At 61.8% G+C, this 24,465-nt stretch carries 26 protein-coding genes; 10 read left to right on the plus strand and 16 right to left on the minus strand.

The window, feature by feature from the left end; translation table 11 throughout:
- Nucleotides 1-247: 247 nt before the first annotated feature.
- From B9A97_RS25350 to B9A97_RS25360, 3 genes are read right to left on the minus strand one after another with little or no spacing between them, the layout of a single operon-like run.
- Nucleotides 248-1,144, minus strand: coding sequence for a patatin-like phospholipase family protein (locus B9A97_RS25350; protein WP_084368618.1), 897 nt, complete (start codon nt 1,142-1,144; stop codon nt 248-250).
- A 21-nt stretch (nt 1,145-1,165) separates the two neighbouring features.
- Nucleotides 1,166-1,723, minus strand: a complete 558-nt coding sequence (gene rsmD, locus B9A97_RS25355) for a 16S rRNA (guanine(966)-N(2))-methyltransferase RsmD (RefSeq protein WP_084368619.1) — start codon at nt 1,721-1,723, stop codon at nt 1,166-1,168.
- The gene (locus B9A97_RS25360; protein WP_084368620.1) at nt 1,704-3,638 is read right to left on the minus strand and encodes a pseudouridine synthase; all 1,935 of its coding nucleotides are present in this window, start codon (nt 3,636-3,638) and stop codon (nt 1,704-1,706) included. The genes rsmD and B9A97_RS25360 overlap by 20 nt, the downstream gene beginning before the upstream one ends.
- Before the next feature lie 69 nt (nt 3,639-3,707).
- On the opposite strand from B9A97_RS25360, the gene B9A97_RS25365 reads away from it, so the two are divergent.
- Nucleotides 3,708-4,163 carry a nucleoside deaminase gene (locus B9A97_RS25365; protein WP_084368621.1) on the plus strand — a complete coding sequence of 152 codons (456 nt, stop codon included), beginning with the start codon at nt 3,708-3,710 and terminating at the stop codon, nt 4,161-4,163.
- 5 nt (nt 4,164-4,168) lie between these two features.
- Here the strand turns inward: B9A97_RS25365 and B9A97_RS25370 are convergent, their stop codons facing one another.
- The 4 genes from B9A97_RS25370 to ileS all read right to left on the minus strand — a co-directional run bounded on the left by B9A97_RS25370 (nt 4,169) and on the right by ileS (nt 9,652).
- A complete protein-coding gene (locus B9A97_RS25370; protein WP_084368622.1) occupies nt 4,169-4,975 on the minus strand; it encodes a GGDEF domain-containing protein in 807 nt (268 codons plus the stop codon).
- Nucleotides 4,976-5,066: 91 nt separating this feature from the next.
- Nucleotides 5,067-5,546 (minus strand): GNAT family N-acetyltransferase, encoded by a 480-nt coding sequence (locus B9A97_RS25375; RefSeq protein WP_084368623.1) that lies wholly within the window; start codon nt 5,544-5,546, stop codon nt 5,067-5,069.
- A gap of 373 nt (nt 5,547-5,919) precedes the next feature.
- Nucleotides 5,920-6,543 (minus strand): hypothetical protein, encoded by a 624-nt coding sequence (locus B9A97_RS25380; protein WP_084368624.1) that lies wholly within the window; start codon nt 6,541-6,543, stop codon nt 5,920-5,922.
- Between the two features lie 133 nt (nt 6,544-6,676).
- Nucleotides 6,677-9,652, minus strand: coding sequence for an isoleucine--tRNA ligase (gene ileS, locus B9A97_RS25385; RefSeq protein WP_084368625.1), 2,976 nt, complete (start codon nt 9,650-9,652; stop codon nt 6,677-6,679).
- Nucleotides 9,653-9,956: 304 nt separating this feature from the next.
- Here ileS and B9A97_RS25390 point away from each other — a divergent pair, with 304 nt between their 5' ends.
- Entirely contained in the window at nt 9,957-10,241 is a 285-nt protein-coding gene (locus B9A97_RS25390) for a hypothetical protein (RefSeq protein ID WP_084368626.1), read from the plus strand.
- Nucleotides 10,238-10,525 (plus strand): type II toxin-antitoxin system RelE/ParE family toxin, encoded by a 288-nt coding sequence (locus B9A97_RS25395; protein ID WP_084368627.1) that lies wholly within the window; start codon nt 10,238-10,240, stop codon nt 10,523-10,525. The genes B9A97_RS25390 and B9A97_RS25395 overlap by 4 nt, the downstream gene beginning before the upstream one ends.
- Nucleotides 10,526-10,527: 2 nt before the next feature.
- Here B9A97_RS25395 and B9A97_RS25400 read toward each other — a convergent pair whose 3' ends face one another.
- From B9A97_RS25400 to soxR, 5 genes are all read right to left on the minus strand, one after another.
- Entirely contained in the window at nt 10,528-10,764 is a 237-nt protein-coding gene (locus B9A97_RS25400) for a BrnA antitoxin family protein (protein ID WP_084368628.1), read from the minus strand.
- Nucleotides 10,765-10,816: 52 nt separating this feature from the next.
- On the minus strand, nt 10,817-11,797 hold the full coding sequence (locus B9A97_RS25405; protein WP_084368629.1) for a bifunctional riboflavin kinase/FAD synthetase: 981 nt from the start codon (nt 11,795-11,797) through the stop codon (nt 10,817-10,819).
- 292 nt (nt 11,798-12,089) lie between these two features.
- Nucleotides 12,090-12,941: a TIGR01459 family HAD-type hydrolase gene (locus tag B9A97_RS25415; protein WP_084368631.1), complete on the minus strand. Its 852-nt coding sequence runs from the start codon at nt 12,939-12,941 to the stop codon at nt 12,090-12,092.
- A gap of 99 nt (nt 12,942-13,040) precedes the next feature.
- Nucleotides 13,041-14,369: a chromate efflux transporter gene (gene chrA / locus B9A97_RS25420; protein ID WP_244564358.1), complete on the minus strand. Its 1,329-nt coding sequence runs from the start codon at nt 14,367-14,369 to the stop codon at nt 13,041-13,043.
- A 51-nt stretch (nt 14,370-14,420) separates the two neighbouring features.
- On the minus strand, nt 14,421-14,873 hold the full coding sequence (gene soxR / locus B9A97_RS25425) for a redox-sensitive transcriptional activator SoxR (RefSeq protein ID WP_179145398.1): 453 nt from the start codon (nt 14,871-14,873) through the stop codon (nt 14,421-14,423).
- An 81-nt stretch (nt 14,874-14,954) separates the two neighbouring features.
- Here soxR and B9A97_RS25430 point away from each other — a divergent pair, with 81 nt between their 5' ends.
- From B9A97_RS25430 to B9A97_RS25450, 5 genes are all read left to right on the plus strand, one after another.
- Nucleotides 14,955-15,335, plus strand: coding sequence for an antibiotic biosynthesis monooxygenase (locus B9A97_RS25430; protein WP_084368633.1), 381 nt, complete (start codon nt 14,955-14,957; stop codon nt 15,333-15,335).
- A gap of 241 nt (nt 15,336-15,576) precedes the next feature.
- Nucleotides 15,577-15,873, plus strand: coding sequence for a co-chaperone GroES (gene groES / locus B9A97_RS25435; RefSeq protein ID WP_084368634.1), 297 nt, complete (start codon nt 15,577-15,579; stop codon nt 15,871-15,873).
- Between the two features lie 64 nt (nt 15,874-15,937).
- Nucleotides 15,938-17,575 carry a chaperonin GroEL gene (gene groL, locus B9A97_RS25440; RefSeq protein WP_084368635.1) on the plus strand — a complete coding sequence of 546 codons (1,638 nt, stop codon included), beginning with the start codon at nt 15,938-15,940 and terminating at the stop codon, nt 17,573-17,575.
- Nucleotides 17,576-18,422: 847 nt separating this feature from the next.
- Nucleotides 18,423-18,869, plus strand: a complete 447-nt coding sequence (locus B9A97_RS25445) for a hypothetical protein (RefSeq protein ID WP_084368636.1) — start codon at nt 18,423-18,425, stop codon at nt 18,867-18,869.
- Nucleotides 18,870-19,066: 197 nt separating this feature from the next.
- Complete coding sequence (locus tag B9A97_RS25450) at nt 19,067-19,510, plus strand: DoxX family protein (protein WP_084368637.1); 444 nt, start codon at nt 19,067-19,069, stop codon at nt 19,508-19,510.
- A 90-nt stretch (nt 19,511-19,600) separates the two neighbouring features.
- Here the strand turns inward: B9A97_RS25450 and B9A97_RS25455 are convergent, their stop codons facing one another.
- The 4 genes from B9A97_RS25455 to hisS all read right to left on the minus strand — a co-directional run bounded on the left by B9A97_RS25455 (nt 19,601) and on the right by hisS (nt 23,855).
- Entirely contained in the window at nt 19,601-20,200 is a 600-nt protein-coding gene (locus B9A97_RS25455; protein ID WP_084368638.1) for a class I SAM-dependent methyltransferase, read from the minus strand.
- Nucleotides 20,201-20,205: 5 nt separating this feature from the next.
- On the minus strand, nt 20,206-20,901 hold the full coding sequence (hisG, locus tag B9A97_RS25460) for an ATP phosphoribosyltransferase (RefSeq protein ID WP_084368639.1): 696 nt from the start codon (nt 20,899-20,901) through the stop codon (nt 20,206-20,208).
- Complete coding sequence (locus B9A97_RS25465) at nt 20,898-22,034, minus strand: ATP phosphoribosyltransferase regulatory subunit (protein ID WP_084368640.1); 1,137 nt, start codon at nt 22,032-22,034, stop codon at nt 20,898-20,900. Before B9A97_RS25465 ends, hisG begins: the two co-directional genes overlap by 4 nt.
- A gap of 225 nt (nt 22,035-22,259) precedes the next feature.
- Nucleotides 22,260-23,855: a histidine--tRNA ligase gene (gene hisS, locus B9A97_RS25475; protein ID WP_084368641.1), complete on the minus strand. Its 1,596-nt coding sequence runs from the start codon at nt 23,853-23,855 to the stop codon at nt 22,260-22,262.
- 153 nt (nt 23,856-24,008) lie between these two features.
- On the opposite strand from hisS, the gene B9A97_RS25480 reads away from it, so the two are divergent.
- On the plus strand, nt 24,009-24,242 hold the full coding sequence (locus B9A97_RS25480; protein ID WP_143530714.1) for a type II toxin-antitoxin system RelB family antitoxin: 234 nt from the start codon (nt 24,009-24,011) through the stop codon (nt 24,240-24,242).
- Nucleotides 24,226-24,465 carry a type II toxin-antitoxin system RelE family toxin gene (locus B9A97_RS25485; RefSeq protein WP_084368643.1) on the plus strand — a complete coding sequence of 80 codons (240 nt, stop codon included), beginning with the start codon at nt 24,226-24,228 and terminating at the stop codon, nt 24,463-24,465. The genes B9A97_RS25480 and B9A97_RS25485 overlap by 17 nt, the downstream gene beginning before the upstream one ends.

Genomic DNA, 24,465 nt, shown 5'->3' on the forward strand with positions numbered 1-24,465 from the left:
CCCTTTCGTGTCCGAGATCGTCGCCAAACGCTCGAACACAAGTAGAATCAACACCGTGCGCCATGTCCACCAAATTTAAACCGGACAGCAGTGCCTTCGAGCCGGGATCCAGCCACGGCGCGTCTGCGCCGTGAAAGAAGCCTTTCGCGATCAAGGACTTGATCGCACTGGATCCCGGCTCGGAGGCCGGGATGACGGGAATTTGGAGTTGCCCGCAGGGACAGCACCTTTGTCAGCAGCCTTGCCGTCAGTCCGTGAGTTTTTCCAGGCGTTCGAAGCACGCGTCCAGCGCCCGCTTCAGCTCTTCACGCACGACTTCCGTTTCTTCCAGGATCTGGCGCGCCTTGAGGAAATCCAGCACGCGATAACGGTTGACCGGCGGCCGCAGGAAGATGTCGGGTGCGCCAAGTTGCAGCTTCAGCGCAATGTTGGACTGCATCATTAGTTGTGACGCGCCGAACAGGCTGTCGATGCGCTTGGGGATCGCTCCCTCCTCGCCTTCCGGTGCGCCCACCACATCGACACCGATGATCACATCGGCGGAACCGCGCAGGGTTTCGTAGGGCACGGGGTTGAAGATGCCGCCATCCACCGTCAGGCGGCCGTTCAGCCGGACCGGCATGAAGAGCGCGGGGATGGCAGCCGAGGCTGCCAGCGCCTCGATCAGGTTGCCGCTGTCGCAGAGAATTTCCCGCTGGCCGAAATAGTCTGTTGCGAACACCTTCAGTGGGATCTGCAACTCGCCAAAATCATCGGGAATGCCATCCGGCAGGAAGGCCTTGAGGATGCGCTCCAGGTTGAACTGGCCCAAGCGAAATCCGCCGACGGAATCACGCATGCTGGTGGGGCCGAGCGCCCAGAGCCGGTTGGCTATGGTGACCCGCTTGCCGATCGTCTCCAGCGTATGCTCGCGGATCTCCCTACCGCTGAGGCCTGCCGCCATGCCGGCGCCCATGATCGCGCCGATTGACGAGCCTGATATGGCGACCGGCCGGATGCCGAGTTCGTCCAGGGTCTCGATGACATGGATATGGGCGAGGCCTCGCGCGCCGCCCGCGCCAAGCGCAAGCGCAACGGTCGGACCTTGGGTCACCGGAAGCCGCGAGGCGGCAGCGGCGGTCTCCAACTCGGCGGGCTCAGCCATCAATGCCTCCAGATATCCGTATCAGGGTTTGTATTCGAAGAAATGAATGCGGGTGTCGCCGAAGGTCCGGTCCTCGATGAAGCGGAAGCACGGATCGAGCGCCGGCGCCACATCCGCGCGTTCTTCGAGGATGATGAGCGCGCCCGGCACGATCCAGCCGCCCTCATGGGCGGAGACGAGGGCCTTTTCTCCCAGCCCCTTGCCATAGGGCGGATCGGCGAAGACGAGGTGGAACGGCTCGACATTGCCATGGCCGCCAAGCGACGTGGCATCGCGCCTGAGGATGCGGGCGCGGCCATGCAGGCCCAGGGCATCGATGTTTTCCCACAGCAGGCTGCGGCCTTCGACACTGTTTTCGACAAACAGCGCGGAGCGGCAGCCACGCGACAGCGCCTCCATGCCGACAGCGCCCGTGCCCGCGAAAAGATCGAGGACCCGGGTGCCATCCAGCACGTCGGGATGGGCATGGCTCAGGATATTGAACAGGCTTTCGCGCGTCCGGTCGATGGTCGGCCGGATCGCGTTGCTCTTGGGCGTGGCCAGAACGCGGCCACGAAACTCACCGCCGACGATCCGCACCGCGTGTCATGCCTCCCGGTCTGCCGGAACCACCGCGCGGGCCGTTCCCATCCGGTCTGTCGCCACGGGGCTTGCCGCCAGCGGGTTTTCCGCCGGAAGGCTTGCCGCCGAAGGATTTGCCGGCGGGCTTGTCGCCATAGGAGCGCTCGCCTGCCGATTTCGAGCCAAAGGATTTGCCGCCAGAGGGCTTTCCCCCATAGGGCTTTTCACCACGGGGCTTGTCACCGAACGGCTTTGGCCCACGGGGTTTGTCACCGAAGGAGCGCTCGCCGCGTGGCTTGTCGCCAAATGCACGATCCCCACGAGGCTTGTCGCCAAAGGCGCGTTCCGATCTCGGACCATCGGCACGCGCGGGCCTGTCACCGCGTGACGCTCCCTCGCCCCTTTGCGGACGATCACCGCGCGGCGCGCCCTCGCCCCTTGGCGGACGATCGCCGAAGCCGCGCTTGCCGCCGCGGTCATTGTCACGGGCGCTGCGGTCCGGACCCTCGGCGCGGATCCACTCGCCTTCCTCGTCGCGCATGCGGCTGACCATCACGCGCGGGCCGGCATCGGGCCGCTCGGCTCCGGGGCCGCCGCGGCGATCCTGGTCCAGCCTGCCCTTGGACTTCAAGGCAACACCGTCCTTGTCGCGGCCATAGCGCTTGGTCTGCGGCGCGCCTTCCGGACGCGGACGCGGCGTGCGCTTCTGTCCGCCCTCGGCATCCTTGGCGCCGGCCTGCTTCTCGGCAACCGGACGGGCACCCGGCGCCATCCAGACATTGGCCGTGCGAGACTGGCCTAAAGGGGCCTTGCGCTTCGGACGATCCTCTTCGGTCCGTTCGAACTTGTCGCCGCGCTTGAAAGCGGGTTTCGCCCCACGCTCGCCGCTGTCGCGACGCGTATCCAGGCGGCCCAGGGCGCGTTCGCGCTTGTCTTCCGGCTTGTCGCGCTTGCCCCAGGCCGGCTTTTCCGCCGCCTTGGGCGCGCTCGGCTTCTCAGCCTCGCCATCTTCCGTAACGGTTGCGCCATAGATCGGCGCATCGAAATTGGCCTTGGCTTCTTCGATCAGGCGCGGACCGAGCTGGTCGCGCAACATGCGGCCGCGCACCTCGACCACCTTGCCCTCGGGAAGATCGCCGAGCTGGAACGGACCATAGGAAATACGGATCAGGCGGTTGACCTCAAGGCCCAGCGCGCCGAGTACGTTCTTGATCTCGCGGTTCTTGCCTTCGCGCAAGCCCATGGTGATCCAGACATTGTGACCCTGGCTGCGGTCCAGCGTGGCGTCGATGGAGCCATAGAGCACGCCATCGACGGCGATGCCGTCCTTCAGCTTGTCCAATGCTGCCTGATCCACCTCGCCATGGGCGCGCACGCGGTAGCGTCGCAGCCAGCCGGTGGTCGGCAGTTCGAGAACGCGCGACAGGCCACCATCATTGGTCAGAAGCAGCAAGCCCTCGGTGTTGATGTCGAGGCGGCCGATCGACATGACGCGCGGCAGCTCTTCCGGCAGGTTGTCGAAGACGGTGGGACGGCCTTCCGGATCGGCATTGGTGGTCACCAGGCCGGCCGGCTTGTGATAGAGCCAGAGCCTGGTGCGCTCGATGCCGCGGATCGGCACGCCGTCCACCTCGATCTTGTCGGCGAGCGTGGCGTTCACGACCGGCGTGTCGAGCACCTTGCCGTTCAGGGCAACGCGGCCCTCAAGGATCATGCGCTCGATATCGCGGCGCGAGGCCACGCCGGCGCGGGCCATGATCTTGGAGATCCGCTCGGGCTTGGCGCCGTCTGTCGATTCGGCAGCCGTGATAGCGCGGCCCTTGGCCGGCTTGGGCGCCGCCGTGGCTGCTGGTTTAGCGAACTTGCGCGCGGGCTTACCATCGCGCTCGGGTGGCTTGCCGCCGGGACGCCGGGGCTTGTCTTTGGATGTCATTTGATATTTGCCTTGCTTTGCCGTGTCCTATCAGGTCGAGACGCCGGGGTTAAGAGGGAAAATTAGCGGATGGCGGAGACAAATCGCTTCATGGCGGCCGCATTGGCCGAGGCGCGCGACGCCGGGGCCCGTGGCGAGGTGCCAATCGGGGCGGTCGTGGTGCTGGATGGCGCAATTGTTGGACGCGGCGGCAACCGCACGCGGGAGAAGAACGACGTGACCGCCCATGCCGAAATCGAGGCGATCCGGGCTGCCGCCTCATCGCTCGGACAGGAGCGGCTTGTCGGCGCCGACCTCTATGTGACGCTGGAACCCTGCACCATGTGCGCCGCGGCCATTTCCTTCGCCCGCATCCGCCGGCTCTATTATGGCGCTGACGACCCCAAGGGCGGCGGGGTGGACCATGGCGCCCGCTTCTACAGCCAGCCGACTTGCCATCACCAGCCCGACGTCTATTCCGGTATTGCCGAGACCGAGGCCGCCGATCTGCTCAAGACCTTCTTTCAGCAGAAGCGCGAGGTCTAAAGGCTCTATTCGGAGCGGTATCGCAGGTCCGGTGCACCTTCCACGGCGATGCGATTGCGTCCGTCGTTCTTGGCGCGGTAGAGATTGGCATCGGCGATGCGAAACAGGTCCGTTGCATCGAAGGGGGAGCGGCGCAGGGCAATGCCGATGCTGACGCTGAGCGGCACGGCCAGCCCCTGATGGGTGAGGCCCGCCTCAAACACCGCCAGCCGCAATTTCTCCGCAATATCGAGGGCACTGACGCTATCGGCACCGGGCAGCACGATGGCGAATTCTTCTCCGCCGATGCGGCCCCAGATGCCGCGGTTGCCCAGGCAGACGGCCATGGCGCGGCCGATCAGCCGCAGGGCCTCGTCACCCACGAGATGGCCAAAGCGGTCGTTGACGCGCTTGAAGTGATCGGCATCGACCAGCAGCAGGGCACAGGTGCCGCTCTCCGCGTGGCTGTGCTGAGCCAGCACGCCAAGCAGGGCCTCGCGGTTCAGCCCGCCGGTCAACGCATCGGTGCGCGCCCTTTCGCTCAGCGCGGTGTGCAGGTCGGCCAGTTCCCGATGCGCCCGGTCGAGCGCCCTATGCGTGGAGGCCAGTTCATCGCGGGCACGGGCGATCTGCTCCTGCTGGTGAAACTGCCAGGTCGAGGCCGGACCGGCGATGACCAGGGGGCAGAGAACGCTCATCCAGAAACCGGGGCCATCGGGATGACCACCGAGGATGGGTACCAGCAGCAGCACGATCGAGACTGAAATGACGACTGATGCAACGGTGGCGATGAGTGACTTGATGGCGGTTTTTCGACTGATACTTGACATCATGGAACGCTATTTGAGCCGAAGGTATCGCGACCTGACGACAGCAAGGTCTACCGCGGCTCATTCGGAAAAAACTTAGGGGGGACAATAAGGGTCAGCCCGCGGCGAACGCCTTCAGGGCTTCGCCCGTCATGCGATACCGGATCCACTCGGTCTGGGGTTCGGCGCCGATGGCGTCATAGACCCGAATGGCCGGCTCGTTCCAATCGAGCACGCTCCATTCGAAACGGCCGCAGCCCTCTTCCACGGCAATGCGGGCGAGATGGCGCAGGAGCAGCTTTCCGGCTCCCGATCCGCGATGGGCGGGATCGACATAGAGGTCTTCGAGATATAGGCCCTTACGGCCCTGCCAGGTCGAATAATTGTAGAACCAGATAGCGAAGCCGGCGGCATCGCCGTCATGCTCCAGGATCACCGCGCGGGTCACGGAGCCTTCGCCAAAGATCGACCGGGTCAGGCTTTCAACCGTCGCCTCGACCTCATGGCCAGCCTTTTCAAAGATCGCGAGGTCGGTGATGAAACGGAGGATGGTGCCGGCATCATCGGGCCGGGCATCGCGAATGGTAAAGGTCATGGCATGCCTTGAGACGAGCAAATTATGCCGGAACCGATACCGCTTTCACGCGCTGGAGGGAAGTGGCTGCCATAGGCTTGACCGCCGTCTCCAAAGACAAAGGCCGCGCCTAGCGGCACGGCCCATATTGCTGACAAACCCGTCGCCGGGCCGGTTAGTACCTCCACAGCCGCAAAGTGAACCGTCATGCCGGCCCCCGAGCCGGCATCTAGCGCGATCAAGTCCTTGATCGCAAAAGACTATTCTCACGGCACAGACGCGCCGTGGCTGGATGCCGGATCAAGTCCGGCATGACGAGAGAATGCGGTGCTCGAGGTGAGTAAAACTTGGTCTGCAGAATTAGGCCGCGCCTTGCGGCACGGCCTTTGTTTGATCAGAATATCTTCCACCAGTCATTGCCCTGCTTGGCGGCGGCGGCTTCCTTCTTGCGCCGCTTTTCCTTCTGGGCTTCCGGCTCGCCGAGATCGTCCAGATTGCCTGTCGTGCTCTGGCGATATTCGCTCGGCGGATCGGTCAGGAAGCGGCGCTGGTCGAGATAGGCACCCTGCTGGATCTTGCGGGCCTCGCGGAAGGCTTCCCACTTCTGGCTTTCCGTCATCGTGCCCGAGGTGCCGTAACCGGCCAGCAGCGGCGAGCGATAGCCAGGATTGTTCTGGTTGGCCTCGGCTTCTGCCACGAGGCGCTGGCGCGTTTCCTCAGGCGATTCCAGCCACTGGCCGTTTTCCTTGCTCGCTACGGACTGCTGCGGCTGGACAAGGGTGTTGCGTGCCTGTTCGGGCGGCAGGACGAGCGCCGGGCGGGGATTGTATTTGGCGCCCTTGTTCTTGTTCGGATCCTGGCCAATGGCCACGGCCGAACCAAGGTCGTCTGCAAGCTGCTCCATGGCCGTCTTGTCGGTACCGTAAGTCGGTCCGCCAACGCAGCCACTGAGACCAAGGCATGCCAACAGCAAGCCCGAAACGCCAGCACCTACCCGAAACGCATCTGCCCGTCTCATGAAATCCCTTCCAGCCATACCGGCATACTCCCTGCCGCACGCTTATACATTTTGCCTGGAACAAAAATCCGGCCATTTTCAGGCACATTTACCGGATGACCCACGAAAGCGCAAATCATCCGGTAAGTTTTCGTTAAATGGTCACACCCAATTCTCGCAGGGCCTGAGCATCCCGGGCCGAAACCTCGGGATAGTCAGGATCCGAACCCACATCCCTAGTGATCTTCCAGGAGCGGGCGCACTTGGTACCTTCAGCCAATTTCGGCTCCACCGCGACCTTGGTGCCATCATCAAGGCGGAAGGCTTCTGCCGGACCATCACCCGACACGACCTGGATGTCCGAGGTGATGCAGATCTCGGCGAAATCCAGGCCATCAAGGGCGGCCATCAGCGCCGGGTCGGCGACATGCACGACCGGAGCGGCCTCCAGCGAGGAGCCGATCCGCTTCTCCTTGCGCTCGATTTCCAAGGCACCGGTGACGGCACGGCGGACCGTGCGGACCGCCTTCCACTTCTCGGCCACGGTCTCGTTTGACCATTCCGCCGGAACGTTCGGGAACTGCTCCAGGTGGACCGAGGTGGCCTTGGGGTCGCGTGACAGCCAGGCCTCTTCCGTGGTGAAGGGCATCATTGGCGCAAACCACAGGACCAGGCAGTCGAACAGCTTGCGGATGACGAACAGGGCCGAACGGCGCTTCTGGCTCGACGGAGCGTCGCAATAGAGCGTGTCCTTGCGGATGTCGAAATAGAAGGCCGACAGCTCGACATTGGCGAAATCCGACAAGGCGCGGACGATGCGCTTGAAGTCGAATTCGTCATAGGCCTTGCGGACCAGTTGGTCGAGTTCGGCCAGACGATGCAGCATCAGCTTTTCCAGCTCCGGCAGATCGGCATAGGCAATCTCGTCGCCATGGTCATGGGCGAGCGTGCCGAGCATCCAGCGGATGGTGTTGCGGATCTTGCGGTAGGCGTCGATATTGGTCTGGATGATCGTCTTACCGAGGCGCTGGTCCTCGGCATAGTCGGTCGACATGACCCAGAGGCGCAGGATATCGGCGCCCGATTCCTTCATCACATCCTGCGGCGTCACGGTGTTGCCGAGGGATTTCGACATCTTGCGGCCGTCTTCCGCCATGGTGAAACCATGGGTGATGACGGCGTTATAGGGCGCGCGGCCACGGGTGGCGCAGCTTTCGAGCAGCGACGAGTGGAACCAGCCGCGATGCTGGTCGGAACCCTCAAGATAGACATCGGCCGGCCACTTCAGGTCAGGGCGATCTTCCAGCGTGAAGGTGTGCGTGCTGCCCGAGTCGAACCAGACGTCGAGGATGTCGGTGACCATCTGCCACTTGTCGCCGTCATGCTCATTGCCGAGGAAACGCTCTTTGGCACCTTCGGCGAACCATGCATCCGCCCCTTCCTTTTCGAAGGCTTCGAGGATGCGGGCATTGACCTTCTCGTCCTTCAGCACATTGCCCTCGGCATCGGCAAAGACGCAGATCGGCACGCCCCAGGCGCGCTGGCGCGAGAGAACCCAATCCGGGCGCTGCTCGATCATGGCGCGCAGGCGGTTCTGGCCGCCAGCGGGGACGAAACGGGTCTGGTCGATGGCCGAGAGCGCGCGGCTACGCAGCGTGGTGCCGTCATCCAGGGTCTTGTCCATATAGACGAACCACTGCGGCGTGTTGCGGAAGATGACCGGCTTCTTGGAGCGCCAGGAATGCGGATATTCGTGCTTGATACGGCCGCGGGCGAAGAGGTTGTTGGCCTTGATCAGCGCGTCCATGACACGCTTGTTGGCATCGCCCTTCTTGCCGTTGTCGTCGAGCACACGCGCGGCACCACCCTCGGACGAGGGGCCGAAACCGGGGGCGTCTTCGGTGTAGAAGCCGGCATCATCAACCGGGAACGGGATTTTCGCCTCGATGCCGCGAGCTTCAAGCGTACGGACATTGGCCATCCAGGCCTCGAAGTCTTCGCGACCGTGGGACGGGGCGGTGTGGACGAAGCCAGTACCGGCATCGTCGGTGACGTGGTCGCCATCGAGCAGGGGGACATCGAAGGTGTAGCCGAGGTCGGCGAGTGGGTGGGCGCAGGTGATGGCTGCGAGTTCAGTGCCGGTCACGTCACGGACGAGCTTGAAGGTCACCTTGGCCTTGGTCGCGGCATCTTCGGCAAGGCGCTTGGCGAAGATAAGCTTTTCGCCTGGCTGCGGGCCGAAGTCGTTGACGGCTTCGGTGACTTCATAGAGACCGTACTCGATCTTCGACGAATAGGAGATCGCGCGGTTGCCCGGGATGGTCCAGGGCGTGGTGGTCCAGATGACGACGGAGGCGCGTTCTTTTGGTCCAAGAAGAGATGCAGCCAAACGCTCGGCAAACGCGACATCCGACAATCCCTCCGCCTCAGACTTACTCGGTCTCTCAACCTTCACAACCGGGAACTTCACCCAGATCGTGTCGCTCTCGACCTCGTGATATTCCACTTCGGCTTCCGCCAGCGCGGTGCGCTCCACCACGCTCCACATGATCGGCTTGGAGCCGCGATAGAGCTGGCCTGATATGGCGATCTTCAGCAGCTCGCCGGCGATGCGGGCTTCCGAATGATAGGCCATGGTGGTGTAAGGATTGTCGAAATCGCCTTCGATGCCGAGACGGCGGAACTCTTCCGACTGGATGTTGATCCAGCCCTGAGCGAAGTCGCGGCATTCGCGACGGAATTCGTTGACCGGGACCTCGTTCTTGTCCTTGCCCTTCTCGCGATATTTTTCCTCGATCTTCCACTCGATCGGCAGGCCGTGGCAGTCCCAGCCGGGCACATAATTGGAGTCATAGCCGCGCATCTGGAACGAGCGGGTGATGACGTCCTTCAGCACCTTGTTCAGCGCATGGCCGATATGGATGTTGCCGTTGGCATAGGGCGGGCCGTCATGCAGCACGAATTTTTCGCGGCCGGCGGCCGAGGCGCGGAGCTGCTTGTAGAGGCCCATCTGCTTCCACTTCGCCGCCATTTCCGGCTCCTTCTGCGGCAGGCCTGCGCGCATCGGGAATTCGGTCTCGGGAAGATAGAGGGTCTTGGAATAGTCGAACTTTTCAGGGGTATCGGTCATGGATCAGCCATCGGATGGGGCGACCGCAGCGGTCGCGGACTTATGTCTTGAAGTGGCGGCAGACGGGCGTGGATTTTAAAACCCAACGCCAAAAACCCGGACCTTCCCGCAGCTTCTCAAGCCACCGGGAGGGCCGGGCCAATAATTCGAATGATCCGAGCCGCCGAAAAATACGTCATAGCGCCGCGTTCTTTAGGGGTTTTTTGCTTGGAAAGGAAGGGGCAAGATGGGTGAGATGGACAGACACAGAGGAGATGCGTAAAATCCGTGCTCTTCAGGCAATCGGGCATAGAACGGACGTGGCATGACGCACAAGGCGCATATCCAGATAGACCTTGATGCCAAGCTGGCTGACGACTTCGCGGCAGCCGTCACCTCTGCGCAGACCTCGCAGACCGAGGTCCTGCAAGCGATGGTTCAGGATTATGTGGAGCGGCAGAAGGTCGATGCCGACTATCGCAGCTTCCTGGAGGCCAAGGTCTCGCGCGGCCGCAGCGATGCGGCGGCAGGCGACGTCGTCTCCATTGAAGATGCCGAGCAGATCTTTGCAGCCCGTCGGAAACAGGCCATCAAGGCCAGCGGGGCATGATCGTCCGATGGACGCGGCAGGCCATCAATGACCGTGCGTTGATCTTCGACTACCTGGCTCCAAAAAATCCATCCGCTGCCCTGGCAATCGATCGCAGCTTCGAGCACTCGGCCACCCAGCTTAAGCAGTTTCCGCATTCCGGCAGGATCGGCCTGGTCGCGGGCACGCGCGAACTCCTGCCGCATCCGAGCTATCGGCTGGTCTATGAGATAGAAGACGGACAGGTCACCATCCTCGCCATCGTCCACACATCGCGACTATGGCCGCCTGCTGAGGATGAGTAGCGTCAATCGCTATTAGCTTTGACGAAGGTCCGCAGCGCGTCGTTGATGCGGTCCTGCCAGCCGGGGCCGTCCTTCTGGAAATGCTCCAGCACCGTGCTATCGATCTTCAGCGACACCATCTCCTTGACCTCGGGCGGTGCGCGCCGCTCGACGGCGGGTGATGCCTGTTTCTTGGCAGGCTTAAACAGGGCTTCGGCGGCTTCCATGGGATTTACGGGGCGGCGCGGCGGGCTGGCCATGAGCGTGTTTTCCTGATGCGTTTCGGGTCAGTCGGCGTCAATCATGCGCCTCTCAAAAGGCGATCTTCTGGTCCAGGTCACCGATCGGCGACACGCCCTGCAACAGGGCACGCGCCTCCTCCTCGTCGCGCTTCATCTGCACGACAAGGGCGTCCAGCCCGTCGAACTTCAGTTCGTCGCGCAGGTGGCCGAAGAAGGAGACCGAGCAGATCTCGCCATAGAGATCGCCGGAGAAATCGAAGACGAATGTTTCCAGCAGGGCCGCGCCATTCTCGGTGACGGTCGGGCGGTAGCCGAAGCTTGCCACACCATCGCGCAGGCTGCCATCGGCGCGGCGCAGGCGCACGGCGTAGATGCCGGGCTTCAGCTCGGCTTCCGGCGCGAGCGCCATGTTGGCTGTGGGATAACCAAGCGTGCGGCCGAGTTGTTTGCCCTTGATCACCTCCGCCTCGACCGTGAAGCGATAGCCTAGCAGTCCGGCGGCTTCCACCACGGCGCCCTGCGAGAGCAGCCCGCGGATGCGGCTGGACGAGACCACTTCGGCGCCTTCATCTCGGAAGGCATCGACCAGGGTTACGCCGAAACCGCGCGCCTTTCCGGCCTGCATCAGGAAAGCCGGGCCGCCTTCCCTGCCCTTGCCGAAATGAAAGTCGAAACCGGTCACCACTTCGCTGGCACCCAGCCAGTCGATCAGGATCGACTCGATGAATTCCTGCGCCGAGCGACCGGCAAAATCGCGATCGAAGGGATATTCGATGACGGACTGAAAGCCCATGGCCTGCAGCAGCCGGGCGCGCATGGGCGCGGGCGTCAGGCGGAAGACGGGCTTTTGCGGATTGAACACGGTGCGCGGATGCGGCTCAAAGGTCAGCACCAGGGCCGGCACGCCACGCGCCTCGGCCAGCTCCAGCGCCCGGTTCAGCACCGACTGGTGACCGCGATGCACGCCGTCGAAATTGCCAATGGCGATGACGCCGCCCCGGAGATTGTCCGGCAGCGGATTCTTCTTTTCGTTGCGATGGAAAACGGTCATGCGGTGTCTCCACGGAACGAACTGGGAAGCGACAAGCGGCGCTGGGCGGCGTGGATACCCCCCTCTGGTCTGCCGACCATCTCCCCCTCAAGGGGGGAGATCGATATGCCGCGCTCTCCGACATTCACAAGAAAACTCAGAAGATCGCTACTGGCGCATGACGTCGATGGCTCAAGCCGATCTCCCCCCTTGAGGGGGAGATGGTCGGCAGACCAGAGGGGGGTATCCAGATCGCTGGACAGGCATTCTTTACGTGCCGAACCGACTTGCCGCATGTTCATCATCCAGCACCTCACCCCAACCGGGGCATCCAGAATTTCGGCGCGGCACCCTCGCGTTTCAGCCAGGCATGCAGGATCGCCTCGTCGGGCTTGCCGTTGACGGTGTATTCGCCGGCATGGATGCCGCCGGAGATGTAGAGCAGATCAAGGCCGGCATCGATAGCGCCGCGGACATCCGTCGGCATGCCGTCGCCGATGGCCAGCACGCGGGTCTTGTCGACCGGGCCGCCGCGCACTTCGGCTGCCGCGGCAAGGCCAGCGACATAGATTGGCGCATGGGGCTTACCGGCGATACGTGTCTCGCCGCCCAGTTGCTCATAATAGGCGGCGACGGCACCGGCACAGGGAATCATCCGGTGGCCGCGCTCGACGATCAGGTCCGGATTGGCGCAGATCAGCGGGACCGAACGCCTCTGGAACGCCACGAGCATGTCGTGGTAATCCTCCGGCATCTCCGTCTCGTCATCGAAAAACCCGGTGCAGACGATGGCATCCGCCTCGCCTGCCGCAACCGTCTGCACGTCGATACCATCCAGCAGCGACAGATCGCGGTCCGGGCCAAGGAAGAAGATCTTGCGCGGGCCTTCCGCGATCAGGGCGCGTGTGACATCGCCCGAGGTGACGATCCGGTCGTAGGAGCTGTCGGCTACGCCGATGGCGCGCAGCTGGACGATGACGCCCGGCGACGGACGGGGCGAATTGGTGATGAACACCACGGTTGAGCCTGCCGCACGGGCCGCCGTCAGCGCCTCCGATGCCTGCGGAAAGGCATCGATGCCGTTGTGCATCACCCCCCAGACGTCGCAAAGGATCACGTCATAGGACTTGCTGACATCGGTCAGATGGGCAATGCGTTCGGCCATGTGCTGTTCCTGCCTTGGGTCTGTCATCGGTGACATGGCAAAGGAACACCGCGAAGGCAAGGTGTTTCCATCGCAGGGCGGCATTTTGCGCCGCGCGGCTCACACCAGCCGCGCCATGAACAGCATCATGCCGGTTGCGGCGGAAAGCGCAAGCAGCTTCTCCACGCCGAGCCTGAAGCGGAACAGCAGGACGGCGGCGACAATGAAAATCGCGAGCGAGAGGAGGTCGATGCTGGCCCAATCAGGCCAGGAGATGTCAAGGCCGGGGAGCGGGCTTACCGTCTCCACGCGTTTGAAAAGCACATGCAGGCCAAACCAGAGCGTGAGGTTGAAGATGACTCCGACGACGGCGGCGGTGATGGCCGAGAGGGCGGCCGAGAGCCAGCGATTGCCCCGCAGCCGCTCGATATAGGGCGCACCGGCAAAGATCCAGATGAAGCTCGGAACGAAGGTTGCCCAGGCTGTCAGTAATCCCCCGAGGAGACCGGCGACAACCGGATCAAGCCCGCCGGCATCGCGGTAGGCTGCCATGAAACCGACAAAGGAAAGGACCAGCACCAGCGGCCCGGGCGTGGTTTCGGCCAGCGCCAGTCCGTCCAGCATCTCGCCCGGCTGCAGCCATTGATACTGCTCGACGACGACCTGGGCAACATAGGCCAGCACCGCATAGGCGCCGCCGAAGGTGACCAGCGCCATCTTGGAGAAGAAGGCAAAGGGAGCGGCCAAGCCTTCCGGGCTGCCCAATGCCATGAGGATGAGCAAGGGGGCCTGCCAGACCAGGATCCAAAACACCAGTGCTGCCACGGAGCGCAGAAGATTGACCCTCGGTGCTGGCGCATCGGTGTCCGCATTGGCCGTGGGCGCGTCGCCCTTAAGCCTGATCATGGCAAGCCCGGCAAGACCGGCGCTGAGCACCACGAGGGGAAACGGCAGCGACAGGAAGAAGAGGGCAACGAAGGCAAGCAGCGCGATGATGCGGTGGAAGCGGGTCTTGAGGGCGCGGCTGGCAAGCCTGATGACGGCCTGCACGACGATGGCCAAAACGCCGGCCTTCAAACCGAAAAACAGGCCGGTCAGCCAATCCGTCTGCTGAAACAGGGCATAGGCAGCCGAGAGGCCAAGGATGACTAGCAGACCCGGCAAGACAAAGAGCAGGCCGGCAATGATGCCGCCCCGCACGCCAAACATCAGCCAGCCTATATAGGTGGCGAGTTGCTGTGCCTCGGGACCGGGCAGCAGCATGCAATAGTTCAGCGCGTGCAGGAACCGGTCATCGCGGATCCAGCGCTTTTCATCGACGCAGATGCGGTGCATCAGCGAAATCTGCGCCGCCGGCCCGCCGAAGCTCAGAACACCGATGCGGGCAAAGGCGGAGAAGAACTCTCCGAAGCTCGGCTGTGGATGGGCGATTTCATGCGCTGGCGTCACCGGCTGCTCCCTGGCTGCGGTCGATAGGCAGATAGAAAGCCCGCGTCATAATCAAGGCAAAAGCCTTGCCCCGGCGCCTGATTTGCCCAGCTGATCCTCGGGATTGCGCAGGGGACAGCTGTCCAGCGACAGGCAACCGCAGCCGATGCAGCTGTCGAGCTGGTCGCGCAGCGCCTGCATCGAGGCAATGCGCGCGTCGAGATCCTCGCGCCAGGAGGCGGAAAGCCGGCGCCAATCGGCGCTGGTCGGCGGCCGGTCCGCCGGCAGGTTCGACAGAGCCTCGGCGATGCGGCCAAGCGGCAGGCCGAGCCGCTGGGCGGTCTTGATCAGCGCCACCCGCCGCAGCACGCCGCGCGGGTAGCGCCGTTGGTTTCCAGAACTGCGCCAGCTCTGGATCAGCCCTTCCCGCTCGTAGAAATGCAGCGCGGAGACCGCCACTCCGGCGCGCTCCGCAACTTCGCCGACGGTGAGCGACGGCGGCAGCTTTCGGCGATCGTCAGCCACGCAAAATCTCCTTGACCTCAAGTTTTGTTGAGGTTCTACCTTGGCCAGCGTCCATGGGCAATCAGCAAAAAGGAAGATGTCATGAGCGCGACAGTTCTAGAATTCGGCGGCAGCGCCTCCGATACATTGGCTAAAACCAAAGACAAAAGCGTAATCCGGGTAGACCTGTTCGATTGCCCTGCCGAGCACGCCCAGGCCTTCGAAGACCAGCTCTCGATCATCCATGGCTATTTCGACACGCTTGAGGGTTGCCTCTACAATCGCGTCGCGGCTCGGGCCGGCGAAAGTGAAGATATGGTTAAATTCGTCACGATGGTCGAATGGCGCGACCGCCAGGCGCTTGCGGAGGCTAAGACGGCTGTTAGCACCTTCTACGCGCAGACCGGATTCAACGCGTCGGAATTCATGGCGAGCCGCGGCATCAAAGGCGATTTCGGGACCTATCTACCTATGGGCGACTGAGAGCTTGCCAACGGTTCCAGCCACCCAGTTGAGCAGCAAGGCACCCTCGCCTGACACGTTCCCTGGTCGAACCGTCATATCGCTGCCGCAAAAGGCGGCGATATTTTTTAGGCTCGCGCTTGACTCCCCAGGCCACCACTCCTAAATCCAGGCCGCTAGCACTCCCGAAGAGCGAGTGCTAACAGTTTCCATGCGGAGCCTCTCCAGGTCCGCGAATGTCATTTGATCGAGGGATTAGACAATGGCAAGCACCAATTTCCGTCCGCTTCATGACCGCGTTGTAGTCAAGCGCGTTGAGTCCGAAGAAAAGACCAAGGGCGGCATCATCATTCCGGACACCGCGAAGGAAAAGCCTGCTGAAGGCGAAGTTATCGCTGTTGGCCCCGGCGCCCGTGACGAAAGCGGCAAGCAGGTTGCCCTCGACGTCAAGGTTGGCGACCGCGTTCTGTTCGGCAAGTGGTCGGGCACCGAAGTCAAGCTCGATGGCGTGGATCTCCTGATCATGAAGGAATCCGACATCATGGGCATCATCGGCTGATTGGCCGGTTCACCCTTTCCCACTCAACAATTCACCAATGGGCTAAGCCCCGGGAGTTTTGAAAATGGCAGCTAAAGAAGTCAAGTTCGGCCGTATCGCGCGCGAAAAGATGCTGCGCGGCGTCGACATCCTCGCTGACGCAGTGAAGGTCACCCTCGGCCCGAAGGGTCGTAACGTCGTTATCGACAAGTCCTTCGGCGCTCCGCGCATCACCAAGGACGGCGTTTCTGTCGCCAAGGAAATCGAACTGGAAGACAAGTTCGAGAACATGGGCGCCCAGATGGTCCGCGAAGTTGCTTCGAAGACCAACGATATCGCTGGTGACGGCACGACCACGGCAACCGTTCTCGCCCAGGCTATCGTTCGCGAAGGCCAGAAGGCTGTTGCGGCCGGCATGAACCCGATGGACCTGAAGCGCGGTATCGATCTGGCCGTCGCTGAAGTCGTCAAGGACCTCCAGGCCAAGGCCAAGAAGATCTCGACCTCGGAAGAAGTTGCTCAGGTCGGCACGATCTCCGCAAACGGCGACACGCAGGTTGGCAAGGACATTGCCGAAGCCATGCAGAAGGTCGGCAACGAAGGCGTCATCACGGTTGAAGAAGCCAAGACCGCCGAAACCGAACTCGAAGTCGTCGAAGGCATGCAGTTCGACCGCGGCTATCTCAGCCCCTACTTCGTCACCAACCCGGAAAAGATGGTTGCTGACCTCGAAGACGCCTTCATCCTGCTGCACGAAAAGAAGCTCTCGAACCTCCAGGCCATGCTGCCGGTTCTCGAAGCTGTCGTTCAGACCGGCAAGCCGCTCGTCATCATCGCTGAAGACGTCGAAGGCGAAGCTCTCGCAACGCTCGTCGTCAACAAGCTGCGTGGCGGCCTGAAGATTGCTGCCGTCAAGGCTCCGGGCTTCGGCGATCGCCGCAAGGCCATGCTGGAAGACATCGCCATCCTGACCGGTGGTACCGTCATCTCCGAAGACCTCGGCATCAAGCTCGAGAATGTTACCCTCGACATGCTCGGCCGTTCCAAGAAGGTTTCGATCTCCAAGGAAAACACCACGATCGTTGACGGTGCCGGCGCCAAGTCCGACATCGAAGGTCGCGTTGGCCAGATCAAGGCTCAGATCGAAGAAACCACCTCTGACTACGACCGCGAAAAGCTGCAGGAACGTCTTGCCAAGCTCGCTGGCGGCGTTGCCGTGATCCGCGTTGGCGGCTCGACGGAAATCGAAGTCAAGGAACGCAAGGACCGCATCGACGACGCTCTGAACGCGACGCGCGCTGCTGTTCAGGAAGGCATCGTTCCCGGTGGTGGTATCGCCCTGCTGCGTTCGTCGACCAAGATCACCGTCAAGGGCGCAAACGACGACCAGGAAGCTGGTATCAACATCGTTCGCAAGGCTCTGCAGTCGCTGGTTCGCCAGATCGCCGACAACGCCGGTGACGAAGCTTCGATCATCGTTGGCAAGGTTCTCGACAAGAACGACGACAACTACGGCTACAACGCCCAGACCGGCGAGTTTGGCGACATGATCGCCATGGGTATCGTCGACCCGGTCAAGGTTGTTCGCACCGCTCTGCAGAACGCTGCCTCGGTCGCGTCGCTGCTGATCACCACCGAAGCCATGATCGCCGAACTTCCGAAGAAGGACGGCCCTGCTATGCCTGACATGGGCGGCATGGGTGGCATGGGCGGCATGATGTAATCATCCGGTCATCAGACCAGTGAGTTTAAGGGCGGCCTTGTGCCGCCCTTTTTCGTATGCGCGAGACGCGCCGGCTTTGCCGAGGTGTACACGTCTGGCGCGCTGCACTGCACAATCATGATGACGTGGTTCGACGCGTTTGTAAATTAGCTATCCCTAACTTTATCGCGCTGAAACGCAACCATCGGTAACATCTATATATTCATGCATATTGTCTAATGCACTGCAGCCCGACACATATGTCGCGAAGAAGTACCGAACTATCGTGGTGCGATTTCCAAAATTATCTTCCCATCTCTTTAAACTTAAAATCAGTAGTCCATTATTTTAAACATAAACAACTTGGCTTCTTACTTCGGCTTTTTGAACCCTCAAAATTAATGTTTCTCTCTTTCACGAACTTCCGTGCATTTTGCATTGCAATGAGATCAGCTCACCAACAGCCCCTGATGCAGGGCCCGGAAAACATGAACCGTCCCAGAAAAATACATTGCCGAACCGGAAAAAAAATTTATAACGCCTGTCACGTGTCGCTTCGTTGCTGGGTGACTGGAGGCATAACGGCACGCAAAACACGTTTCCAAGTGACATTCAGGCCTTATTGAGGGCAACAAGATTGTAACCTATGCGCGAAATCTGGTGCATGCCTTTGCGCGCGGAGTTACCTAGGCCGCCTGAAATTGGTCCAATTGTATTGTCTAGCTGAGCGGGTAGCGCCGCGGAATTGAGATAGAGAGCGAAGGGCGGCAACACCTGAGATCCTGATCAATTGCGAGGCGGTATCACCAAACAATGATAAAGATAGAACAGAAATTCCGGCTGAAATTTACTGGCCTCGGGGAACACATTGTTTAAGATCGCCAGAGCGGATGCGTCCGCACCCTTTTATCTCGACCTAGGCGATGCCGAGGGTGTCGATATGCAGATGCTGTCGCAGCTCTGCATTTCGGAGAACTGGATCGGTGACCTGTCCAATGGCGTGATCCGCCTTGGAGAGCGGGCCGCCGCGCTGCATGGACTTGATAACAGCGAATGCGGCCTGCTCAGCATGATGCGCTGCTACGACCCGCATGATCGCGCCCAGATCCTTGAGCTGTTCGAGCAAGCGGCCACCTCGTCCTGCTCCTTCTGCTTTTCCACCACGATCGTCAGCCGGACTGCGCAACGCCAGCCGGTATTCTGCATTGGCGAGTCCAACGGACTTGAGCAGCGCCATTCGGGCAGCATGGTCGGTATATTCGTGTTTCCACGCTTCCAGTTGGCCACCGGCTCCCATCTCGGCGCGCAGAACTGACACGGCGCGCCAGCGGTCTTCCCCGTAAATCCTCAGCAGCAGGTGAGCGCATCGCATGCGACTTTCCCACTGTCTTCATTTTTCGAACGATTTGTAAAAGATCGTCTATCTATTCAGAACGACAGAAAAGAGGCATCTAGGCGGGGAGATTTCCACACAGGATCGCAAACGATCCCCACCCCATTCAGGAGCCTTCGATGTCCTCGACCAACAATGCCATTATTCTGGTGGCCCGCATTCTTCTCTCCTTCATGTTCATCATGTCCGGCTTTGACAAGCTGGTAAATCCGGCTGGCACGGCCGGCATGATCGCCGGCGCCGGCTTGCCGGCGGCCGATCTGCTGGCCTATGCGGCTGGCCTGTTTGAACTCGTCACCGGCCTTGCCGTCCTCGTCGGCTTCCAGACCAAGATCGCCGGCTGGCTGCTTGCCGTATTCTGTGTCTTCACCGGCATCGTGTTCCACGGCTCGGCCATCAATGTTCCGGACTTCCCGGCTGCTGCCAATGGCTGGCTGACCGTCCTGAACCAGATCATGATGATGAAGAACATCACGCTGGCCGGCGCCTATATCCTGCTCGCCACCTTTGGCCCCGGCGCCTACTCCCTGGACGCCCGCCGCGGCGCCTATGCAGCAGCCTAATCCAAGACCCGTCCCTGCCCCATCGGGGTAAAGAAAACCCGCCGCACCTTAAATCGGGCGCGGCGGGTTTTCCGTTTGAGATCAGCGATATCAGCGACGGCGCGCGAGCCAGACCGTTGCCCCGCCGCAATCCGGATCGTCGGCCAGATGGTCCACCAGGTCGAAACCGCTGGCTGCCAAAAGGTCTTGGTATTCCTGCGGATCGAGACTGGCGTGATAAAGCGGCTCGAACTCGAATTCTCCCACCACCACGCCGGCGGTCGGGCCTGAGGTGAACATCAACATGGCATCCTTGGCTGCGTGAGCTGCAAAGCGTGGAAACATATCCCGCTGGTCTTCAGGCGTCAGATGGAAAAAGCTGTGCCAGGCCAAGATGCCGTGAAAGCGTCGGCCAAAAGCCACTTCCCGCATGTCGCCGACGCGCCAGTCATAGCCAGGAAAGCGATCCCGGCACAAGGCGGTCAAGCTGGGGGCACTGTCGATCCCGGTCAGCCGATAACGACCGTCTATCAGGTAGGCGGCCATAGGCTCGCCAGCGCCGCAACCAAGATCGAGCACGGTCCCGTCCCGTGGCAGTCCTGCCGTGAACCGGTCAAGCCATGTTTTTTCGAACAATTGCCGACCGCGGATGCGGTCAAAGGCCGTGGCATGCCGCTCGTACAGCCCCCGGATCGCATCGGCCCCGCTCATATCGGTCACAAGGCCGAGCGGATGGCTTCAATAATCTTCTCGACCAGCGGATTGCCTTCATGCTCCGGCTTGCGGGCCCGCACGAGGCAGGCTTCGGAGCGCAGGATCACGCCATCGGACAGGATCTTCAGGTGGTTTGCCCTGAGCGTGGAACCGGTGGAGGTGATATCGACGATGATATCCGCCTGGCCAGCGGCCGGCGCGCCTTCCGTGGCGCCCAGGCTTTCGACGATGCGATAAAGCTGGATGCCGTGTTGGCGCGAGAAGAACTGCTGGGTCAGCCGCCAGTATTTGGTGGCGATGGCGAGGCGCCGGCCATGGCGGGCGCGGAAATCGGCAGCGACGTCGCCGAGGTCTTCCATGCTATCGACATCGAGCCAGATTTCCGGCACGGCGACGACGACATCCGCATGGCCGAAGCCGAGCCGCGCGCAGATCTCCACCCGCTTGTCAGCCTCCGCAAGCCCCTCACGGATCAGGTCTTCGCCCGTGACACCGAAATCGACATTGCCGATGCCGATCTCGCGGGAGATTTCCGAGGCCGACAAGAAAGCGATTTCAATGCCCTCCATCCCCTCGACGCGGCCACGATAGGACCGGTCGTTGCCGACGGCGACGATCTTCATGCCGGCCTTTTCGAAGATGGCCTGGCAATCGTCCTTCATCCGGCCCTTGGAGGGCAATCCGATGGTGATGGTCATGCGCCCTGCCCTCCGGATGGCTGCCGCGCCGCCTCGATGCGATCCAGCCACAGCGAGAAGCCGACCGCCGGGATATGGCTTTCGGCGCCGAGCAGCGTCAGCAGCCGGTCAAAGCGCCCACCGCCTGCTAGCACCGAGCGTGGCCCTACTTCCGAGATCTCGAAGACGAGCCCGGTGTAATAATCGAGTGGACGGCCGAAGGCGGCGCGATAGGTGATGCGGTCCAGATCGAGCCCGATATTGGCAAGGGCCGCAACCCGCTCGTCAAACCGCGACACGGCCGCGCCGAGCTTGAGGCCCGCCGCATCGGCGAAGCCCGCCAGCGCAGCAGATGCCTCCGACAGCGGCAGTTCCAGCGACAGGAACTCGCGTAGCAGCAGCAGTGCCGCGCCATCGAGCCGCGTCTCGGCCAGTGTCAGCTTTTCCTTCAGCCGGGTGGCGATCTCCACCGGCGAGCGGCTGGCATTGGTGGAATAGCCAGTCGCTTCCATGATGGCGTCGATGCGGGCAATCAGCGCCACCTCGGTGCCATGGGAGACGAGATCGACGATCTCGGGATCGAGGCCCGGTACAGGATTGGGGCTCGCCAAGCGTTTCAGCAGGTGCTCGATCTGCTCGCTGTTGCCGAAGGCCTGGATCAGCCGCTTCTGCCAGCCCGCCGGCAGGCCAAGCGCCTTCACAACGGCCTCGAACACGCCCTGGTCGCCAAGCGTGACGGTCAACATGCGGCCGGGCAACAGGCGCGTCAGCACGCCATGGGCATCACCGATGGCACGCGCGTCGGCCCCGGCAATGCCGGTATCACCGAGATCCTCGATGCCAGCCTGGTAAAACTCGTTGGCGCCCTCGCGGCGTTGCCGGAAGACCTCGCCGAGATAGGCATAGCGCTTAGGCGTTCCGGTCGTCGTCTCGATATGCCTGATGCAGACGGGAATTGTGAATTCCGGGCGCAGGCACAGGCTCTCGCCCGTCTCGCTTTCGGTGAGAAAGATGCGGCGGCGCAGGTCTTCGCCGGCCATGTCGAGGAACGGCTCGGCCGGCTGGATGACCGGCGTATCGACGCGGGTGGTCTTGCGCGCCGCAAACTCCTCCAGCACATCGCCGGCAAAATCGGGCATGTTGATCAGCGGCATGGGGTGGGTCCTGGGATTGTGCGCGATCGCCCCTCATCCGCCTGCCGGCACCTTCTCCCCGCAAGCGGGGAGAAGGGATATGCCGCCCGCCCGTGACCAGCAGCAGGCGTTGCGGATTCCACGTCCCCTCTCCCCGCTTGCGGGGAGAGGGTTAGGGTGAGGGGCAATCTTACCTCAGACGTTGTCATTCGGATTACCGATCTGATAAAGATCATATGCCACCGATCAGTCTCCCCGCGCCCGGCGACGGTCTTCCGCCTGGGCGGCCAGGATTTCCTTGACCTTGGCGACCAATTCGCCCTCGGCCACGACATCCTGCGCCACACGGGCTTCGCGCCATTCGGTATTATCCGTGATCTCGCCGGCGAGGCGCTTGCCCTCGATCAGGTCCTTGATCTGCACCACGCCTTGAGCGCGCTCGTCGCCGCCCTGGATGATGGCGATGGGCGAGCCGCGGCGGTCGGCATATTTCAGCTGGTTGCCGAACTTCTTCCAGTTGCCCTGGTACATCTCCGCGCGGATGCCGGCATTGCGCAGATCCTGGGTGAAGCGCTGGTAGCGGCCCATGGCTTCGACATCGCCATCCATGACGGTGACGAGAACGGGTGCCAGCATCTCGTCGGCACCGAGCTTGCCGAGGTTCTTCAGCGCCGTCATCAGGCGGGAGACGCCGATGGAGAAGCCCGTGGCCGGCACCGGCTGGCCCATGAAGCGCGAGACGAGGCCATCATACCGCCCGCCGCCGCCGACCGAACCGAACACGACCTTTTCGCCCTTTTCATTGGTGACGTCGAAGGTGAGTTCGGCTTCGTAGACCGGGCCGGTGTAGTATTCGAGGCCTCGGACGACGGAGGGGTCGATAAAAATGCGTCCATCGTCATATCCGGCGGCAACAACGAGCCCCCAGATCGTTTCAAGCTCTTTAATCCCTTCCATCTCAGGATAATGGAAATTCATAAAGTATAGGTACGTTTCTACTTTATGCTTGATCCACTGCGCGTCCGATATCTCTCTACCTTCAACATGTGCCAGCTGAACCTCGGCCCCGACTCTTTGCGAAGATGCTCGATCAGCATTCAAAAATGCATCAATCGCTTCAATCTGCTCGGCAGTGAGCCCTGCCCCTTTCGTAAAGTCACCCGACTCGTCTTTGCGACCCGCACCGAGCAAAAGCTTGACCCCTTCCGGACCAAACTTATCGAGCTTGTCGATAGCCCGCAGCACATTGAGCCGCCGCCCGGCATTCTCCTCGCCGCCAAGCCCGATGGCTTCCATCACGCCATCCAGAACCTTGCGATTATTCACCCGGATCACATAATCGCCGCGCTTTATGCCCAGGGCTTCCAGCACGTCGGCCATCATCATGCACATCTCGGCATCGGCCTGCACGCCGGGGGCGCCGACCGAGTCCGCGTCGAACTGCATGAACTGGCGGAAGCGGCCGGGACCCGGCTTCTCGTTGCGGAAGACATAGCCGGCGCGATAGGTGCGGTAGGGCAGCTGGATCTCGTTGAAATTTTCCGCGACGTGACGAGCGAGCGGCGCTGTCAGGTCGTAGCGCAGGCTCATCCACTGGTCGTCGTCATCCTGCAGCGAGAACACGCCCTCGTTCGGCCGGTCGCTATCCGGCAGGAACTTGCCGAGTGCATCGGTATATTCGAACAGCGGCGTCTCGATCGGGTCGAAACCATAGCGCTCATAGACCGCGCGGATCTTCTCGACCATCTCATTGGTGGCGTGGATATCGGCGGCCGTGCGATCACCGAAGCCGCGCGGCAGGCGGGCTCTGAGTTTCTGCGGCTTCTTGGACTTCTCGCTCATGATCGGCACCGGATTTCTTGTCAATTTCAAGTGCCGGTGTCTTAGAGGATCAAGGTTTTGGCGGCAAGGGCGAAGGCGAAGACGCAAGGCACCGTCTCTGGAAAACAGGGAGGCGAGATGGTATATTCCGCGCCACAACCAGGGGCCACACCGATGAACAAGCGCGTCACGCTCGAGATGCCGGAAGAAATGCATCGCCTGGTGCTGCAATATGCCGAGGAATCCGGGACGGATCCCAATGCCTATATGCTTGATATCATCGAAGAACGATTGGAAGACGCCTATTTTCTGAGACGAGCTCAGGAGGTGCTTGAAGCACGCGCGCGCGGCGAAAGCCGGACCTATACCTGGGAGGAGATGGAGCGCGAACTTGGCCTGGACGATTGAGTTCGACGACAAGGCTATAAAACAGCTTAAAAAGCTTGGCGATACAGAGTCGCGGCGCATCCGGAATTTCCTTCACACGCGCATCAAGCCCCTCGATTACGCACGCCAACACGGTCGCCCTCTGCGGGGACAGGAATTCAACCATCTCTGGCGTTACCAGGTGGGCGACTACAGGATCATCTGTGATATCCAGGACCAGAAACTTGTCGTGCTGGTCATTTAG

It is taken from the genome of Rhizobium sp. RU36D (assembly GCF_900176345.1).
Lineage (GTDB): Bacteria > Pseudomonadota > Alphaproteobacteria > Rhizobiales > Rhizobiaceae > Allorhizobium.

Bases quoted from the DNA above. Each gene is read 5' to 3' on its own strand.
- B9A97_RS25350 (WP_084368618.1), bottom strand. From the start codon at position 1,144: ATGGCTGAGCCCGCCGAGTTGGAGACCGCCGCTGCCGCCTCGCGGCTT.
- B9A97_RS25360 (WP_084368620.1), bottom strand. From the start codon at position 3,638: ATGACATCCAAAGACAAGCCCCGGCGTCCCGGCGGCAAGCCACCCGAG.
- B9A97_RS25365 (WP_084368621.1), top strand. From the start codon at position 3,708: ATGGCGGAGACAAATCGCTTCATGGCGGCCGCATTGGCCGAGGCGCGC.
- B9A97_RS25370 (WP_084368622.1), bottom strand. From the start codon at position 4,975: ATGATGTCAAGTATCAGTCGAAAAACCGCCATCAAGTCACTCATCGCC.
- B9A97_RS25375 (WP_084368623.1), bottom strand. From the start codon at position 5,546: ATGACCTTTACCATTCGCGATGCCCGGCCCGATGATGCCGGCACCATC.
- B9A97_RS25380 (WP_084368624.1), bottom strand. From the start codon at position 6,543: ATGAGACGGGCAGATGCGTTTCGGGTAGGTGCTGGCGTTTCGGGCTTG.
- ileS (WP_084368625.1), bottom strand. From the start codon at position 9,652: ATGACCGATACCCCTGAAAAGTTCGACTATTCCAAGACCCTCTATCTT.
- B9A97_RS25390 (WP_084368626.1), top strand. From the start codon at position 9,957: ATGACGCACAAGGCGCATATCCAGATAGACCTTGATGCCAAGCTGGCT.
- B9A97_RS25395 (WP_084368627.1), top strand. From the start codon at position 10,238: ATGATCGTCCGATGGACGCGGCAGGCCATCAATGACCGTGCGTTGATC.
- B9A97_RS25400 (WP_084368628.1), bottom strand. From the start codon at position 10,764: ATGGCCAGCCCGCCGCGCCGCCCCGTAAATCCCATGGAAGCCGCCGAA.
- B9A97_RS25405 (WP_084368629.1), bottom strand. From the start codon at position 11,797: ATGACCGTTTTCCATCGCAACGAAAAGAAGAATCCGCTGCCGGACAAT.
- B9A97_RS25415 (WP_084368631.1), bottom strand. From the start codon at position 12,941: ATGGCCGAACGCATTGCCCATCTGACCGATGTCAGCAAGTCCTATGAC.
- B9A97_RS25430 (WP_084368633.1), top strand. From the start codon at position 14,955: ATGAGCGCGACAGTTCTAGAATTCGGCGGCAGCGCCTCCGATACATTG.
- groES (WP_084368634.1), top strand. From the start codon at position 15,577: ATGGCAAGCACCAATTTCCGTCCGCTTCATGACCGCGTTGTAGTCAAG.
- groL (WP_084368635.1), top strand. From the start codon at position 15,938: ATGGCAGCTAAAGAAGTCAAGTTCGGCCGTATCGCGCGCGAAAAGATG.
- B9A97_RS25450 (WP_084368637.1), top strand. From the start codon at position 19,067: ATGTCCTCGACCAACAATGCCATTATTCTGGTGGCCCGCATTCTTCTC.
- B9A97_RS25455 (WP_084368638.1), bottom strand. From the start codon at position 20,200: ATGAGCGGGGCCGATGCGATCCGGGGGCTGTACGAGCGGCATGCCACG.
- hisG (WP_084368639.1), bottom strand. From the start codon at position 20,901: ATGACCATCACCATCGGATTGCCCTCCAAGGGCCGGATGAAGGACGAT.
- B9A97_RS25465 (WP_084368640.1), bottom strand. From the start codon at position 22,034: ATGCCGCTGATCAACATGCCCGATTTTGCCGGCGATGTGCTGGAGGAG.
- hisS (WP_084368641.1), bottom strand. From the start codon at position 23,855: ATGAGCGAGAAGTCCAAGAAGCCGCAGAAACTCAGAGCCCGCCTGCCG.
- B9A97_RS25480 (WP_143530714.1), top strand. From the start codon at position 24,009: ATGAACAAGCGCGTCACGCTCGAGATGCCGGAAGAAATGCATCGCCTG.